At 57.3% G+C, this 16,384-nt stretch carries 15 protein-coding genes, 1 tRNA gene and 1 pseudogene; 6 read left to right on the top strand and 11 right to left on the bottom strand.

Annotated features, from left to right (window positions below; translation table 11 throughout):
* Positions 1 to 3 precede the first annotated feature (3 nt).
* Positions 4 to 957 carry a complex I NDUFA9 subunit family protein gene (locus V7680_RS09315; protein ID WP_335653017.1) on the bottom strand — a complete coding sequence of 318 codons (954 nt, stop codon included), beginning with the start codon at positions 955 to 957 and terminating at the stop codon, positions 4 to 6.
* A 251-nt stretch (positions 958 to 1,208) separates the two neighbouring features.
* On the opposite strand from V7680_RS09315, the gene V7680_RS09310 reads away from it, so the two are divergent.
* Positions 1,209 to 1,295: transfer RNA gene (locus V7680_RS09310), tRNA-Leu, on the top strand.
* A gap of 46 nt (positions 1,296 to 1,341) precedes the next feature.
* Here the strand turns inward: V7680_RS09310 and V7680_RS09305 are convergent.
* The 4 genes from V7680_RS09305 to V7680_RS09290 form a co-directional block, all read right to left on the bottom strand.
* Positions 1,342 to 2,271 (bottom strand): hypothetical protein, encoded by a 930-nt coding sequence (locus V7680_RS09305; protein WP_335653016.1) that lies wholly within the window; start codon positions 2,269 to 2,271, stop codon positions 1,342 to 1,344.
* Positions 2,256 to 3,638, bottom strand: coding sequence for a glycosyltransferase (locus V7680_RS09300; protein WP_335653015.1), 1,383 nt, complete (start codon positions 3,636 to 3,638; stop codon positions 2,256 to 2,258). The genes V7680_RS09305 and V7680_RS09300 overlap by 16 nt, the downstream gene beginning before the upstream one ends.
* Before the next feature lie 318 nt (positions 3,639 to 3,956).
* Entirely contained in the window at positions 3,957 to 4,193 is a 237-nt protein-coding gene (locus V7680_RS09295; RefSeq protein WP_335653014.1) for a hypothetical protein, read from the bottom strand.
* 322 nt (positions 4,194 to 4,515) lie between these two features.
* Positions 4,516 to 6,795, bottom strand: coding sequence for a PAS domain S-box protein (locus V7680_RS09290; RefSeq protein WP_335653013.1), 2,280 nt, complete (start codon positions 6,793 to 6,795; stop codon positions 4,516 to 4,518).
* A 284-nt stretch (positions 6,796 to 7,079) separates the two neighbouring features.
* Between V7680_RS09290 and V7680_RS09285 the strand changes: the two genes are divergently transcribed.
* On the top strand, positions 7,080 to 7,448 hold the full coding sequence (locus V7680_RS09285) for a PRC-barrel domain-containing protein (RefSeq protein WP_335653012.1): 369 nt from the start codon (positions 7,080 to 7,082) through the stop codon (positions 7,446 to 7,448).
* A gap of 171 nt (positions 7,449 to 7,619) precedes the next feature.
* Positions 7,620 to 7,784: a DUF1328 domain-containing protein gene (locus V7680_RS09280; protein WP_335653011.1), complete on the top strand. Its 165-nt coding sequence runs from the start codon at positions 7,620 to 7,622 to the stop codon at positions 7,782 to 7,784.
* Between the two features lie 56 nt (positions 7,785 to 7,840).
* Here V7680_RS09280 and V7680_RS09275 read toward each other — a convergent pair whose 3' ends face one another.
* From V7680_RS09275 to V7680_RS09265, 3 genes are read right to left on the bottom strand one after another with little or no spacing between them, the layout of a single operon-like run.
* Entirely contained in the window at positions 7,841 to 8,662 is an 822-nt protein-coding gene (locus V7680_RS09275; RefSeq protein WP_335653010.1) for an SAM-dependent methyltransferase, read from the bottom strand.
* Between the two features lie 4 nt (positions 8,663 to 8,666).
* Positions 8,667 to 9,977 (bottom strand): NAD(P)-binding protein, encoded by a 1,311-nt coding sequence (locus V7680_RS09270; RefSeq protein ID WP_335653009.1) that lies wholly within the window; start codon positions 9,975 to 9,977, stop codon positions 8,667 to 8,669.
* Positions 9,977 to 10,774, bottom strand: a complete 798-nt coding sequence (locus V7680_RS09265) for a thioesterase family protein (protein ID WP_335653008.1) — start codon at positions 10,772 to 10,774, stop codon at positions 9,977 to 9,979. Before V7680_RS09265 ends, V7680_RS09270 begins: the two co-directional genes overlap by 1 nt.
* Before the next feature lie 123 nt (positions 10,775 to 10,897).
* Between V7680_RS09265 and V7680_RS09260 the strand changes: the two genes are divergently transcribed.
* On the top strand, positions 10,898 to 11,197 hold the full coding sequence (locus V7680_RS09260; RefSeq protein WP_176279577.1) for an integration host factor subunit alpha: 300 nt from the start codon (positions 10,898 to 10,900) through the stop codon (positions 11,195 to 11,197).
* Between the two features lie 32 nt (positions 11,198 to 11,229).
* A complete protein-coding gene (locus V7680_RS09255; RefSeq protein ID WP_335653007.1) occupies positions 11,230 to 11,640 on the top strand; it encodes a MerR family transcriptional regulator in 411 nt (136 codons plus the stop codon).
* Between the two features lie 28 nt (positions 11,641 to 11,668).
* Here the strand turns inward: V7680_RS09255 and V7680_RS09250 are convergent, their stop codons facing one another.
* Genes V7680_RS09250 through V7680_RS09240 form a run of 3 tightly spaced genes read right to left on the bottom strand, consistent with a single transcriptional unit; the run spans position 11,669 to position 15,519 of the window.
* Positions 11,669 to 12,211: a SixA phosphatase family protein gene (locus V7680_RS09250; protein WP_335653006.1), complete on the bottom strand. Its 543-nt coding sequence runs from the start codon at positions 12,209 to 12,211 to the stop codon at positions 11,669 to 11,671.
* Positions 12,208 to 14,943 carry an ATP-dependent DNA helicase gene (locus V7680_RS09245; RefSeq protein WP_335653005.1) on the bottom strand — a complete coding sequence of 912 codons (2,736 nt, stop codon included), beginning with the start codon at positions 14,941 to 14,943 and terminating at the stop codon, positions 12,208 to 12,210. The genes V7680_RS09250 and V7680_RS09245 overlap by 4 nt, the downstream gene beginning before the upstream one ends.
* Positions 14,944 to 15,519 carry an NnrU family protein gene (locus tag V7680_RS09240; protein WP_335653004.1) on the bottom strand — a complete coding sequence of 192 codons (576 nt, stop codon included), beginning with the start codon at positions 15,517 to 15,519 and terminating at the stop codon, positions 14,944 to 14,946.
* Between the two features lie 80 nt (positions 15,520 to 15,599).
* Between V7680_RS09240 and lysK the strand changes: the two are divergent.
* Positions 15,600 to 16,384: pseudogene (gene lysK / locus V7680_RS09235) on the top strand (lysine--tRNA ligase); the annotation flags it as partial.

Genomic DNA, 16,384 nt, shown 5'->3' with positions numbered 1-16,384 from the left:
CTTCTAGTTTGCTTTGGCGGTTGCTCCAAAGCGACCGTGGGCAGTATATTTCTCCATCCAGCCGCTGGCGACTGCAGCGAGCGGTGTCGGAGCCACGCCAAAGGCGCTCAGGCCTTTGGCCCCGTCTGCAACGACATTATCTTTCTGCAGCATCTTATATTGATCCGATGTGATCGGCGCGCCGGGTAGCGGGCCGAGCAAAGTCGCGATCATCCTTGCGGCGAAATCGGGAATATCGATAAAAGTCCGCTCGCGGCCGGTCATCGATGCGATGCGGCGGTTGAGATCACCCATGCTGATCACTTCCGGCCCGCCCAGCTCAAACGTCTGTCCGGCATATAGCGCAGGCTGGCTCAGCGCCTGCGCCACGACATCGGCAACATCGCCGACAAAGATCGGCTGGAATTTTGTTTCGCTGCCGATAACCGGCACGATCGGCAGCATCTGGATCATCGCGGCAAAGCGGTTGATGAATTCATCCTCGCGGCCAAAGACAATCGAGGGTCTCAGGACGATCGCGTCGGGAAAGGCGGTCAGAACGGCCTGTTCGCCTTCGCCCTTGCTGCGGCCATAGCGCGACGGGGATGCCGTATCGGCACCTATCGCGGACAGGTGGAGCAAAGTCCGGCAACCCGCTTTGGCTGCCGCCTCGGCGACATTGCGCGCACCCTCGACATGAATGCGCTCGAAATCGCCGGTCAGCACGCCAACCAGATTGACCACGGCATCGCAGCCATGGACCGCGCGGGCGACGCTCTCCGGCTTGGTGATGTCGGCGCTGGCAAACTGGGTCTGGCCGAGGTTGCCGAGCGGCTTGATGTGCATCGCATTCTTGATATTGCGCTCGGCAATCCGCAACCGCGCGCCGCGCGCCAGCAGTTCCTGGGCAACATAGCGGCCCAGAAAACCGCCGCCGCCAAATATGCAAATCAAACGTCCATCGAGATCCATGTTCATCTTCCACTCATGCCTTGGTTTCCGCTTAGCCTCTGCCCCAGCGCGGCGGGCGAAGCAACAGCCGATTCTCCGTCCAGACTAGCATATTTTGCCCGAGGAAGCAGCGCTTCTGCACCCCCCGCGCAGCGACGGCCCTGACGCGCGCGCATTTGTCGGGATCAATCGCGATATGAATCATTGACAGCAGAACCACCAAGAGGCTAATCGCGCGCCTCTATCAGGCGGTATTCGGATGATTACCACCTGCATGGGCCCAGATGGCGGAATTGGTAGACGCGCTAGCTTCAGGTGTTAGTATTCGTAAGGATGTGGAGGTTCGAGTCCTCTTCTGGGCACCATTTTTCAAGACATTATAGTCGGCGACAACACGCCGCTCGACCGACCTCAAAACCGGCGCATGATCCCCAGTCTGGTTTGAAAATAGCTGTAGCTGCTTCCCGCCGATGCGCTGTCTGAGGGGGTGTCGGTATAGGTGATCTCGGCTGTCAGCGACCAGTGTTTCGCGTTTTCCGGGCTGCGGACGCGGAATTGGGCGAAATTGGATTGGCGCCAGTCTGTCGCGGAATCGCGTTGCACTCCGATCCCGCCCGCGCCGACCACTTCCCAGCCATCGACAAAGCGGCGAAGCTGCACGACCGGCATCGCCTCGGCGTACCATTTCGGCGAGTAATAATCGAATTCGCGCGGGTCGCTGCTGCGGAAATAGCGGCCGCGCAGCTGGACGCTCAAACCCCAGTCCGGCTTCAGGACATGGACGTAATTGCCACGCAAATGGGTCCGGACATTGTCGCCGGTGAACGCCTGAAGCCCGACCAGCGCGGTGACGATGTTGCGGTCATTGAGCGGCAGGTCGATCGCGGCTCCGGCAAAAGTCGAGTAGATACCCTGATCGAGCCCCTGACGCGTTTCGACAATGTCACGCTCGATGAAAACCTCTTTGCGGAACTTCGAATTGTCGTGGAGCGAGGCGCTGCCGATGATCGTGTCGCCATCGGTACCGACGCGCGCCGCCCAATTCCAGTTTCCGCTTCTATCGGCTGCCTGCAGAAAAATGCGCTGACGCTGGGTTTGTCCGCTGCCCGCTGGATCGTACCAGGCATTTTCAACCCGGACACCGAGACGGCGGTCTTTCCCCTGATTACGCAGGTCAAAGTCGATCGCCGTGCGCAGGATTTCCGTGTCCTCGCTGTCGGAGGAGTAGAAAAGCTCGCCACCGGCTGCCGGGCGCGGTTCAAGCTCGTCGGCCAGAGCGATCTGCGGCATAGCAATTGCGAGTGCAGTCAGGATCACCTTTGTTGTCAGATCGAGTGCCATTGTTTTCTCCTGCCGGTAATTTCTGTAAAATATCCCCAGACCGAAATCGGCTGCATCAGGAAGGGATAGATGAATGCGTAGACAAGAAAGCCGACGAGGCTCTTGTCCATTTCAACTTCCTCGCGCTTCAGCATTCTGGTTTGAATCCGGAAAATTACGATATTCCAGAGGCACGCCAGCGGTAGCACCAGCAAAGTGATCGGCCCCGCCAGCCAGTATATCCCCAATACGGCTAGAATCAGCGCCGGAATGAAAGTGAAGGTGAAAGCCAGATCGATGCCGACAAACAGCAAATTCCACCAGATGAACATCGTCCGGAGCCGCGGCATGACAAGCAATCTCTTATGGATGGCGAGGCTCTCTATCATTCCGCGTGCCCAGCGTTTCCGCTGGCTGGCCAGTCCTTTCACGGTCTCGGGCACGAGGGTCCAGGCTATCGCATCCTCTGCATGTCTGACGGTATAGCCCTGTCTTAACAAGGACCAGGTCAGGACGATGTCTTCGCCCACCGTATCCGGCCAGCCGCCAACCTCGATCACCGCCGCACGCCGGTAGATCGAGCACGCGCCTTGCGCGACCAATGTGCCGTGATACATCCCCTGCATCCTTTTCACCGCTGCAATGCCGTGGAAATAATCCCATTGCTGGGCGGCGGTAATCCAGCTGTCCTTCTGGTTGGCAACAAGCACAGCCCCAGCGATTGCCGCAGTGTCGGGCGGGCTGGCGGCAAGATGTTCGACCAGGGATTCGATGCAATTGGGCTGCAACAATGTATCGGCGTCGATCGTCATGATCAGCTCGTTCGACGCGAGTTCCAGGCCGTGATTGAGAACCCGGGCCTTGCCTTGGTTCTTTTCGTGGTCAACGAGGCTAATGGTGATCTGCGGTAAGGCATCGAACATCGGCTTGCATGCGTTGACCACATCAGAGGTGCCGTCGGTCGATCCGTCATTCAATATGATGATTTCCAGTCGGCCCTGATAAGTCAGCTCGCTGAGCGCTTGCATCGTATCACCGATGCGCGCCTCTTCCTGGTAAGCGGCAACCAAAATGCTTATCGGAGGCCATGTTGCAGGCGTCGCTCTTGCCGAAGTCGGGCGCAAAATCAGACTGACCAACAAAAACGCATTCATGAAGCCGGGCACGTAGGCAATGAATGTCAGGATGATAAGAGCTACCAGCGGGTGCGACAGATTTCCGAGGTCCGAAAGCCACGGCAGCGAAACCCAGATGCTGAAGATCACCCAGGCCGACGCAAATATCATCGATAATATAAAACGGAAGAATATCTGCTTGCGTCTCTTCTTCCAATATTTGTGATCATATAGCAGCGCAGAGTCTACGGCTGGATCAATCTCGATGTCCATATCATATCTCTCCTCGAAACGTTCGAGCACGGTCCCGCGAAGGGATGGTTAATGCGTCGGAAACCTAGTTGCGTAACGGATTCCGAACCAAGGTCGGGCATCTCGTGGGGGTAATTGGAGCGACCTCGCATGAACGACAGCATTTTAGAGCGTATCACCGACGCGATGATACTCATTGGCCTGTTTGGCGGTAAGGCTGCGTTGATGCTCGCAATATTCTAACGGGGAATCATCTGTCACATCTTCTAATTTGGTGGATAACCGGCAGCTCAAGTCATCGCATCATTCTGTAAAGTGACGCTATTTTCTTGTCTGCGGCTACTCGGTGAGTAATTTCAGTTCAGTAGGATGGGCTATCCATTCATTCTCGGCAGCGACCTTGAGGCCTGAACTGGCAGCCCAGACGAGACACAATGCTCCAGCCGCCGCAATCAGCGCAAGGCCGAAAACCGAAAGCGCGCTCGCATTGTCGTAACTATAAGCCTGGACCCGTCGGGATTCGTGGCCAACATCATTTTTATCTGAGTGTGGAATCGTGCGTCCTTTCAAAAACATGCTTGTAGAGCAAATATGGACGATTCAGAAGATGTCTGGATGTAAAGAGATGTATCTCACAATGCAGAACTGCAGGTTTTTGACAAAACCCAAACCACATTATTTCTGAGTTTATTGTGATATTTGCAAATTATTGCGTATCACGAAGAAATAGTTCCAGATCGATTTCCTGCAAAATAATCGATTTGGCGGGTACGGCCGAACGATTGACAATCCGCCACCGAACGGCGACCAGCGCTATGCTTTCGGCAGGACCGTTCTGCTTGTTACAGTCCGCTACTTACGCAGGCTGTAGCCGTTTTGGGCCTGCTGATTTTTCAGATCAATGATCCTGGCCAGCAGGGCGCGGTGCCGCTGCGGCAACCATCTGCCCGACCTCTTTTACCAAAAGCGCAGATTGGATGGGTTTGGCGAGATGCAGGGATCCGGAAAAGGCTGCCGGCCGGTCTTCGACGCTGCGCCCCGAAACCGAAAGATAAGGCGTCCCCATTTTTGACAGCAGTTTTGCCACCGGCTCGGAGGTTTCCTTGCCCAGATTGATGTCCAGCACAGCCGCGTCGCAGTTTTCGCTTTCGAGCTGCTCAAGCGCCCTGCCGACGGTGGTTACCGGGCCCAGAATATCGAATCCGGCCTCCTTCAATATTTCAGCAATCTCGATTCCGATAAGGACTTCATCCTCCACAACCAATATCCGGCGCGTGGCCTCGGCCCGCGGTTGTCGCAACTGGATTACCGAGTTCGAGTCCAGGACGGACGTATCAGAACCGCTGAGCACTTTGTCGGCCCGACATGAAATCCGGCACACAAGACCAGTTGGCTGCCAGTCGAGATCAACCTCGCCTTCAAGACTGGCGGCAAGCAACCGGTCGATTACGGTTGAACCGAAACCGCTTCGCGTCGGTTTTTCGACTGCAGGGCCGCCGCACTCGGTCCAGTGCATCGAGAAACGCTGCTCTGCCGCACCACTTTGCTCGATCTTCCAGGATATCTCGATGACCCCGTCGTCATTGGATAACGCGCCATATTTTGCCGCGTTGGTTGCGAGTTCGTGCACCGCCATGCCGATTGCCTGGGCCGCCGGTGCGGTAATTTTGAGGGGCGGGCCAGACAATTTGATACGCGACTCGAAAGTGTCCCGGAAATGCGCAAGCTGCGATCGCACCAGCTCTTCCAGCGGTACATCCTGCCAGCAGCTTGTCAGCAGAACGTCGTGGCTGGCGGAGAGCGCGAGAATGCGTTCTTCGAAGCGCTGGACGAAGGTTGTGGCATCATTGGCGGCGGTCTGCCGGGCAATGACCTGCACCAGAGTCAGCATGTTTTTCGCGCGATGGTTGACCTCGCCCATCAGCAAGCGCTCGCGCTCTTCAGCCAGCTTGCGCTCGCTGATATCATGCGCGATTTTTGAAGCACCGACGATATTGCCGGCGGCATCGAAAATAGGAGAGACATTGACTGCCACGTCTACCCGCCGTCCATCACGACACACGCGTATCGTTTCGTAATTGCTGATCTTCTCGCCGCGGCTCATCCGCGCAAGAATATCGTCTTCCTCACCTTGGCGATCGGCCGGTATCAGGAGCCGGATAGACTTGCCGATCATATCCTCTGCCGCGTAACCGAAAATCTTTTCCGCACCATCGTTCCAGCTGGTGATGATGCTGTTCAGGGTTTTGGAAATGATCGCTTCGTCGGAAGATGCAACGATTGCGGCGAGATGGGCCTGGGCCTGTTCTGCGCGCTTCCGGTCGGTGATATCGGTTATCGAGGCATAGAAAAGATTTTCGACCCCCGGGAAAAACTGCAGCTGGACTGCCACATCATAACGCGATCCGTCTTTTCGTTCGTGCACTGTCTCGAACAGCAGGGTCGGCACCTCGCCGTTCCGCAGCGGTGCTACATATTCAATGAATTGTTCTTTGGTATAATGGGGCTTCAGGTCCCAGGGTGTTATCTGGCGAAGCTCATCCATCGAATAGCCAAGATTTTCCCGGGCACCACGATTGACGAGCTCGAAATAATAGCTGTCGGCTCCGAAAACATAGACCTCACTGACGGAATCCTCGACGATCCGTCCGAGACGTTCGTTGAGCGACGAGGTTGCCAGTCGTTCCAGTTCGGCCGCCGCGCGACCGGAAAACAGCTCCACGATTTCAGCTGCTTGTTCAGGATGTGCAATAATCTTGTCGTCGAGAACCGCGAGCAAACCGAGAGTTTTTCCGGACGAGGAGCGTAGCGGTGTTCCGACATAGCTCTTTGCGCCCATGTCTTTGAGCATCTGGTCCTGCGGGAACAGATCGACGATATTGTCCGGAAAGCAACAGGCTCCCTGTCCGACGATATCGGCGCAGGGCGTGTGTTCCAGTTGATATTCGAAATTGTCTCCCGGGCCGTTATCCCACACGGCAACGGTGCATGCTTTGCCAGCGTCAGCCGGATGGAGAGCGGACAAGAAGACATACCGTACCGAAAGCACCTCTGCCAGAGCCTCTACCATCACTGGAAAAAATGCTTCGCCCACTACTTTGGAACAGGAAGCGAGCTTGGCCTGTACCGAAGCGAAAGACTGTATTTCGCCATCTGGCGGTCGAGTAGTTTGCACCATCGTTTAGTCTCCCAGAGGCCAATATGTAAAACCTTCGTACCGTTCCTGCAATAGGATGTTTTGACGACTATCCAATATGTTAGCGGATATAATCCAAAGCCAGGGAAATTGTCGGCGGCCGAGAGGATGGGCGGCGAGCAGAGCGTTTTCAGGGGTATCCGGAGCAATTTTTTTCGGAACCGATTTTATCCTGTCCGGTTGATATTTCAGGCGGCCAAATATTCGCCTCCCCCGAAAGCGGCGGTGTTGGCGGCCTTGCAAATGTCAAAAGAAAGGACCCTGAAATGATGTTACAAGACAAGGAAATGAACAGCGATTTGATTGGCAGCGATCGAGTGGAAGGAACCGCGGTCTATGGATCCGATAACGGCAAGATCGGTTCTGTCGAAAAGCTGCTGATCGAAAAACGTGGCGGGCAGGTGACCGACGCGATCCTTTCGGTCGGCGGCTTTCTGGGCATCGGCAACGAGCATCACAGCATCCCCTGGTCCAAGCTGGACTATGACACCGAACTCGGCGGCTACCGGCTTGATGTGACGGAAGAACAGCTGAAAGACGCACCGCGCTTTGCCAGTGATCAGGCAGACCGCGCCTATGATCGCGACTATCAATCCAGTGTCTATGAATATTGGACCGTCACCCCTTACTGGTGATATCCACTGCCAAATAACCGAAGCCGGGCGAGTGCACCTCGCCCGGCTTTCTTGTGAGCGATTGTCTCATGCCAGCCTGTGGATTGCGATATTCTAGTTTGCTGGATGTGGTGTCAGCAACCTTTTTGCCCCCGGTGAGTAATCTGGAAATCAATTTAGGAGGATATTCTGATGTTACGTTATGCCATTATTTTTCTCGTGATCGCGGTTATTGCAGCCATTCTTGGTTTCGGCGGGATCGCCGGTGCCGCCGCAGGAATTGCAGAGATTATTTTCTATATATTCCTGGTGCTTTTCGTGATCGGACTTGTCGCGCATTTTTTTCGGCGAGCCTGAACAGAACCGAGATGGCGGGCGGTTGGTTCGCAGTTGCGGCCAACGCCCGCTAACCCTTAATTTCGATTATCGCTTTGGTCGGCCTTGGTCGCGCTGACGACGCAATAGCGCAGGACCGAGCGATGATAAGCCCATTTGAGAAACCGGCTGGTCACGGCATATTTGCACCATGCAGACCACCGCAGTCCCCTGCCATCGCCGGAAGTGAAGGCGGGCATTACATGTTCGCTGATATCGACGAGAGAGATGTTACCGAAACCCTCTTTCTCCAATTGATCCAGATAGACGTCCCGGTGAACGATATTGGTTTCGGTGATATGCGCGCTTTTGAGCATCCAGCGCAAAAGCCGGTGGCGGAAACCATCGGTACGGTGCTGTTCGGCAAGCATGAAGTCGGTCAGCGCCATTCGGCCCGCCGGTGCCAGATTTCGCTGCGCCAATTCCCAAAATGCCAGTCGGTCGGGAAAATGATAGGCACAATCGAGGGCCATTACATGGCTGGGCCGGGCCCCGTTTAGCGCGGTTGTCCAGATTCCCGGATCGTTGACATCACCCTGTAATATTGCCTCGGCGCTTACCGGTCGACCGTTTCTGGCCAGCAGGTTTCCGGCATGAGCGGTCTGGCTGTGCGACAGGTTTACACCGTATATTTGCGACACGCCAAAATGTTCCAGCCAGAGCAGCAGCTGGTCACCGCACCCAAAGCCTGCGTCGAAAACAATCGACTTGTGATCCAGTCCGGCTTGCTCTCCGAGCAATGTTGCGAGCGCGCGGCAGGCGTCTGAATAATCGGTCGCGCTTTGCCAGTGACCCAGATTGCCCCATGACTGCCCGTCGCGGTTGAGCGCCAGTTCTGCGAGATCATGGAATTCGGTCACCGGATCAGTCTGCTGCGGCGGGGCTGGCGTTCCAGGGGATGACCGCACCCAGTTGCTTTGCCACCGCAACCGAAGAATCGACTGCAGCCTCGAGCAGCGGGATTTTTTCCGCCATATAGGAACCGCATAGCCACAGCTGGTTTCCGGCGTGGTTCTGCTGTTCGCGTAAGGCGAGGACGGCCAAACGGCTGTCCCGGGTCACTGTGGGCCGGGTGAAATCGACTCTGGCCAATTCGCGGTTCGGGGCGATCCTGCGCATCGGGTTCCAGGTCTGGAAAACCGGTTGCTGACCGGACAGGCGAGGGATTGCCTTAGTCAGGTTGACCGAGACTTCGGCGCGGTTGCTACCCTGCGGGACATGATAGCTGACCGGAGACAAGCTCGCTGCCGATGCTGGCAAAATATCCTGATCGGTGTGGACGCTCATCGTCGACTTTTCAAAGGGAATGCGGTTTAGCAATGCCTGCCGATCTTCAAATCCGGATAGCATCGCCGCTGCCTGCTGGGCTTGAGCTGCCACCACCACCTGATCGAAACATTGATCCTCGCCCGCCTTCGTCGTCACCCGAAGTTGCGTTCCTGCCGGTTCGATCACCGCAACCGCGCTGTTTGTCCGCAATTCCACATCGGTCAGCATTCGGGGCACGATATCATCGACCCCGTTTGCGGCGCTCATTATCCCGATTTCGTGGATACCGCAGGTCAGATATTCCAACATCAGGTCGGCCGGATAATCGCGCACCGCCTGATAGTCGCAGGTGCAAGTCACCGACATCATCGGCAACAGGACATTATCGACAAATGATTGACCCGCACCGGACTCGTCGAGATATTCGCCGAAGCTCGATTCGGAGAGATCCGTGCGGCCCATGTCCCGCTTTGCTCGAGCAAAAAACCACCGGCTCTGCAGGCCGATGGTCCAGGCTGCGGGGCTTAGCCAGCTTCGGCCTCTCGGGTGAGGAAAGCGGCCCTTGCCCCAATTGCTGTTGCCATAATGGAGGATGATCCGGCCCGTTTCATCGGAGAAGACACCGGCATGGTCGCTGGTCAATATCTCGACGCCGATATGATCGTAGAGCGCGAGCAGATTGTCATAATAGCCGTGGCAGAAAATCCGCAGCGGGATGTCGATCCGGCGGGTGATGCCGTTGCTGACATAATCGACGCTATGCGCGCCCATGCCAGCGCGCGCCTGGCTTTCGAAAACCGTGACCCGATATTCGTCCTTGAGCAGATAGGCAGCGCTTAGACCGGCAATACCAGTGCCGATGACGGCGAGGCTGGGCTTATTCCGGTGATCGGCGGCGGCTACCATCAGGCGTAATAGGCCACGCTCTGCATCGCGGTTGCCATCAGCTCGCGGCGGCTGTTCCAGATGCTCATATATTGGCTGCTGGCGCCATGATCGGCGTGGTGGGTGTGCGAATCGATTAGCCACCAGCCATCCTCGGTCGTCAGCTGTTCGGCAATGATATTGATTTGCCAGTTCATCGAGCTGACCATCGCATTTTTGTCGAGCAATCCCATCACCGACGGCGGCAGACTGTCGCACATGCACAAGATTTCGGCGACGGGATCGAGGCCGTCGCGCTGTTTCAGGCGCATCCAGCGGGTCAGGCGATTGGTCTTGCTGCTGGTGTCGATCCGTTTGCCGACATATTCCATATTCGAAGTGAAAAATTGCGGCGGGCCGCTGTGCAGATCCTCGCCGTCGGGGAGGGGCGGGAAATCGGGCTCGACGATATCTGATGTAGTGACTTCGGTCGGGCGGGGCGCGGCAAAGATGAAATTGCAATGCAGCCCCAGACCCTTTTCCCCGAATATCTCGGACTGGACAAAAGCGGTATTCTTGCCACGACGGAGCATAGCGGTTTCCGCAGTCAGTGCCCCGAACAGCGGTCCGGTGAAGGCAACCTGCGCCGAGCGTAGCGGCGGAAGATCGTCCTCGATATGGCTGGCGGCGTGATAGGCAAGCGCACCGGACAGCCCGCCAAAGGCGGTTCTACCTTGCGTCCAGCTTTGGGGCAGAGTGACGGGATGGCCCGGCCCGCCGGGCCCGCATTGTTCGAGCAGCTCGGCGAGGGCGATTGGTTGTGGTTGTTTATCGGTCATCTTTTGCGCATATCGGGCTAATCGGCTGAAATCCACTGGTAAGTTTGCTGGCGACATTTACAAAAGCTTGGATTTGATTTATGGCTTTGGTTACTTTTCAATCTCTTGATGGAAGATATTGTGATGAGCTATACAAACACCCTGACCCGCGCGGATCTGGCTGAAACAATGAACCGGCTGGTAGGTCTGTCGCGTGCCGACAGCGCTGTCATGGTGGAATCGATTCTGGATCATATGATTGATGCTCTGGTCGATGGTGAAAATGTCAAAATCTCGGGCTTCGGCACTTTCGTGCTGCGCGACAAGGGCGAACGCACCGGGCGCAATCCCAAGACAGGTATCGAAGTGCCGATCGCACCGCGCCGGGTTTTGACCTTCCGCGCCAGCCAAACGATGCGTGACAGGATTATCGCCGCCGGTTAATCGGCCAGGCGAACCCCGGGGGGAATCAGAATATGACCAAGGAACAAGGGGCTTTTCGCACCATCGGAGAGCTGTCTAAAGAGCTTAGCATCAAACCCCATATCTTGCGCTACTGGGAAGACCAGTTTGCAATGCTGACGCCGCTCAAGCGTGCTGGTGCGCGGCGTCACTACCGCCCCGAAGATGTTGTCATGGTCAAGACGATCAACCGTCTGCTCAATGAAGAAGGCTATACGATCAAGGGCGCCCGCAAATTTCTGGCATCGCGTAAATCCAGTGCTTCTACGGGAACCATCGCCGAATCGCCCGCAATCGCTTCGGCGCTGCAGGCTAATGCAACAGCGCTGCCATTGGCGACTAGCGGCCAGCCGGACAATCGACTGATCCTGGCCGAACTTAAATCAATCCGCGATCAGCTGTCGCAAGCGCTAGACGCTGCATAGTCTGGATAGTGGATTTGGAAATCCGGGCCTAATCGTAATTCGGGCCCAGTTCCGGGTCTAGGTCGCGCGGCCGGGTGAAACGATCCAATGTGCCGCATTTTTCCGTGATATCCGCCCAGTTATCGATGGCGAGGGTCATTTCGGCCAGCGTTGCGGTCGGGTATTTTGTTTCTACCTCGTCTCGAGCGGGTGAGGATCCGTCATCGGGGATGAGGTCGAAGATAAGGTCTTCCAGTCCCGGATTGTGGCCCACCATCAAGACATGCTCGGCTTCCGCACGCGCGCCGCGCAGCACATCGAGCAGTGTCGCCGAAGAGGCGAGATAGATTTTGCGGTCCCAGGTCGGCTCCATCGCGAGATCGCTGGCGCCCTCAACATGTTCCAGTGTTTCGATCACCCGTACGGCGGGCGACGCCAGAATCTGATCGAAGGTCAATCCATTGCGCTTGATGAAGCTGCCCATGACGGCTGCCGCGCGCTTGCCCTTTTTATTGAGAGGCCGGTCAAAATCGCGATCTACCGGGTCATCCCAGCTGGATTTTGCGTGGCGCAAGAGTGTGAGTTTTTTCATTGCGGATTGTCATGCATCAAACTTGTTTCAGTTGAAAGACCGGAATCTTGCATTTCGGATGTTGCCTTGTTTATCTCTGCCAGCGCCTGTGCCAGCGGCATACGTTCGATCGGCGTGCCCTCGGGGAAGGCCGAGAACAGACGCGAAGGGAAAGACGAAGATAGGATCACAAAATGGCCATGGTCATCGGCGCGGCGGATGATCCGGCCAAAGGCCTGGGCGAGCCGCGCGCGGATGATCCGGTCGTCATATGCGCTGCCGCCACCTGCCAGTCTGCGGGCGCGATGGAGAATATTCGGTCGCGGCCACGGCACCGATTCCATCACCACGAGGCGAAGGCTCTGGCCAGGGACATCGACGCCGTCACGCAAGGCATCGGTGCCGAGCAGGCTGGCCTTGGGGTCGTCACGGAAAATATCGACCAATGTGCCGGTGTCGATCGGATCGACATGCTGGGCGTAGATTGGCAGCCCGCTTTGCGCCATTCGATCGGCGATCCTTGCATAGACCGTGCGCAGGCGGCGAATTGCGGTGAACAGGCCAAGTGTGCCGCCTGCCGAGGCTTCGATTAGCTGGGCATAGGCGCCGGCAAGGCCGGCCATGTCGCCGCGCTTCACATCGGTGACAATGATGACCTTCGCCTGATTGGGATAGTCAAACGGGCTGGCAACTTCGAATTCCTGTGGGGGATGCGGAAGATGGATAGCACCGCTGCGCGCCCGAGCGGTATCCCAGCCGCCGCCGCCTTTTAGCGTGGCCGAGGTGATCATCACGCCATGGGCGGGTTTGGTGACGACCTCGGTGACCGGAATGGTCGGATCAAGCCAATGACGACAAATTCCGATGTCATATTCGCGACCTTCAAAGCGGTCGATCATCAGCCAGTCGACGAAATCGGGATCGGCAGGGCCGCCGATGCGGGTCAAGAGCGAGAGCCAGCCAGACAAAGTATCGCGGCGCCAGCCGAGGCTGGACAAGGCGCCTTCCATCCGTGCCCGGGCCGGGGCGTCCATCCAGTCGGGGCCTTCCTCGATCAGATGTTCTATCCGTTGGCCGAGCCTGACCAGCGGTTTGAGCAGGGCATCCATCGCCTGTGCGGCAGTGGCGACGGCATCTATCATCGGGCCTTCGACGTCGGTCAGCTCGGTTTCAAGCCCATAGCCGGCATCCGCACTCTGGCTTTCGTCGCGGGCGAAGACCATCGCGCGGACTTCCTGGAGCAATGCCTCGATCGGGCCGAAAGGCTCACCTTCACCGATACGCTGGAGCCATCCATCGGCCGGCATCGCTTCGGCTGCAAGACGGGCGCTTTCGATCGCGCGACCGCCTTCCTCGTCATAGGATGCGAGATCGGCGAGGCGAGCGGCCAGGCCGCGACGCCGCCCTCGATTCTTCGTTTCCGGCCCGATCACCCAGCGGCGTATCTCTATCGCTTCCTGTCCGGAAAGCCGCGCCGCAAACATCGAATCGGCGGCGTCGAACAGATGATGGCCTTCGTCAAAAATCAGCCTCGTCGGCCGGTTCTGCTGTTCGCGTCCGCGAGCAGCATTGACCATGACCAATGCGTGATTGGCGATGACGATATCGGCCTGCTGGCTGGCGTGAGCCGCTTTCTCGATGAAACATTTACGATAATGCGGGCAACCGGCATAGACGCATTCCCCGCGCCGGTCGGTCAGCGCGGTGGCACCGTTGCGACGGAACAATGTAGTCAGCCACCCGGGCAGATCACCGCCGACCATATCGCCGTCTTTGCTATAGGCAGCCCAGCGAGCAACCAGATGGGCCAGGATCGCTGCGCGCCCGGTAAAACCGCCTTGGAGCGCGTCTTCGAGATTGAGCAGGCAAAGGTAATTTTCCCGTCCCTTGCGGACCACGACTTTCTTGCGGAACGTCTCTTCATCCGGATAGATGCGGCGGGTTTCCCGGTCGAGTTGCCGCTGCAGCGCCTTGGTGAAAGTTGAAATCCACACTGTACCGCCAGCCTGGCGAGACCATAAGGATGCGGGCGCGAGATAGCCGAGCGTCTTGCCGATCCCCGTCCCCGCTTCCGCCAGCAGCATATTGGGCTCGCCCTTGATCTTGCGCGGGTTGAAAATCTTGCTGACGGCGGCCGTATAGCTTTTCTGGCCTTCGCGTTCTTCCGATCCTTCACCGGTCAGGGCATCGAGCGTGGCGAGCGCCTCGCTCTGGTTCATGGTGACCGATCTCGGCGCAGGGCGCGGTGCTTCCTCTTCCCATTCGGTCAGCTTGGAAAAAAGCCAGCGCTCGGCTTCGACCGGTTTTTCCAGCTTGCGTCCGACTTCCTGCGCCCACGGCCAGCGCAACCGGTAGAGCGCCTGGGCGCTGCTCCACGCGCCTTCGCGCTCTTTCCAATAAGGTGCTTCCAACCCTTCCAGCAAAAGGCTCGCCGCTTGCCGGCAAAGAGCCGCAATATCGGCCTCTTGCTCCGGCGGGGTCAGGCCTAGTGTCTTGGCGAGGCCAGCCGGCGTCGGGACTACAAATTGCGCCGGATGGATGAAGGCGAACAGTTCGAGCAGGTCCAGCCCCGACAGATCGGGATAGCCGAGCCTTTGCCCCAACAAAGGCGCATTGAGCAGAATATGCGGTGTTTCCGCGACCCTGCCGATAGCCTCGCCTTTGCCAATCGCGCGGGTTTCGCCATCGACAGAGCAAATCCAGATGCCGCTATGGCTGGCATGGAGCGCGGGATAGGGGAGAGGTGCGACCATTTATCCGCCGACAACCGATACGCCAGCGATCCATGGATGAACGAGCATCAGGACGGCATATAAGATGACAACAATGGCGATACTTAACATTTCGCGGCCAGCGGTCGCGATCTTGGCCGGCTTCACCCAGACGCCTTCGTTGCGCGACACGGTGATGATCGAAATCAGCGCCCATAGTCCGAGCCCGCCGAATAATATTAGCGACTTGTTGTCGCCATTGGCCAGCAGATGGCCGACCGCCCAGATGAGCACACCGGTCAGCATCGGATGGCGGATCCACTGCCGGATGCGCGAAGCGCCTTGTGCCGCGCCGAGCAGCAGGATTGCGACAAACAACAGCGTCATATTGGCATGGCGGCCCCAACTTGGCGGGTCATAGACAAATTCTGCGGTGGTCGAGCGCCAGCCGAAAATCATCAAGGCCAGCGAAACCAGCAACAACAGGGTGACGAGACCTTTGTGCGGTCCTTCACCGACGGCGCTCTGGATCGAGGCGCGCAGTCCCGGCGTAACCGACTTCATCAGATGTACCAGGCCCCACAGCAGAACCCCCGTGATCAGCATTTCCATGTTCATTCTCCCGCTTTTGTTGCGTTCTACCTTGCCATATAGGCTAAGGCTACTATTTGCGCAGCATTGACTGAGAAGGACAAATTGTGACCGATTATCGTGAAGCAGCAGAGAATTCCAAAGCGTGGCCTTTCGAGGAAGCCCGCAAGCTGCTCAAACGCTATCGCGGCGAGCGCGGAGCACCGGCGCCCAAGCCGGGTGGCGAACCGATGCTGTTCGAAACCGGCTACGGTCCATCGGGCCTGCCGCATATCGGTACGTTCAACGAAGTGTTGCGCACGACGATGGTGCGTCGTGCCTATGAAACGCTGACCGGCAATCCGACCCGGCTGATCGCGTTTAGCGATGATATGGACGGCTTTCGCAAGGTGCCGACCAATGTCCCCAACCAGGATATGCTGGCCGAATATCTGCACAAGCCGCTGACCCAAGTCCCGGATCCGTTTGAAAAATTCGAGAGTTTTGCCGCGCACAACAATGCGATGCTGCGCGATTTCCTCGACCAGTTCGGCTTTGATTATGAATTTATCTCTTCGACCGAGCAATATCAGAGCGGTGCGTTTGACGAGACGCTGAAGCTGGTACTCGCCCGCAACCAGCAGATATTGGACATCATGCTGCCGACCCTGGGCAAGGATCGTCAGGCGACTTACTCGCCGATTCTGCCGATCAGCCCGAAAACCGGTCATGTTTTGCAGGTGCCGGTCGAGATCGTCGATGCCGAAGCCGGGACTGTCCGCTTTGACGACGATGGCGAGATGATCGAGCATAATATCCTCTCCGGTGGCGCCAAGTTGCAGTGGAAAGTCGACTGGGCGATGCGCTGGACCGCGCTCGGCGTCGACTATGAAATGTACGGCAAGGACCTGAC

This window comes from Parasphingorhabdus sp., from assembly GCF_036963705.1.
Classification (GTDB): Bacteria; Pseudomonadota; Alphaproteobacteria; order Sphingomonadales; family Sphingomonadaceae; genus Parasphingorhabdus.
The sequence above is the reverse complement of the archived record's forward strand: the minus strand, read 5'-3'. Positions and strand labels throughout refer to the sequence as shown.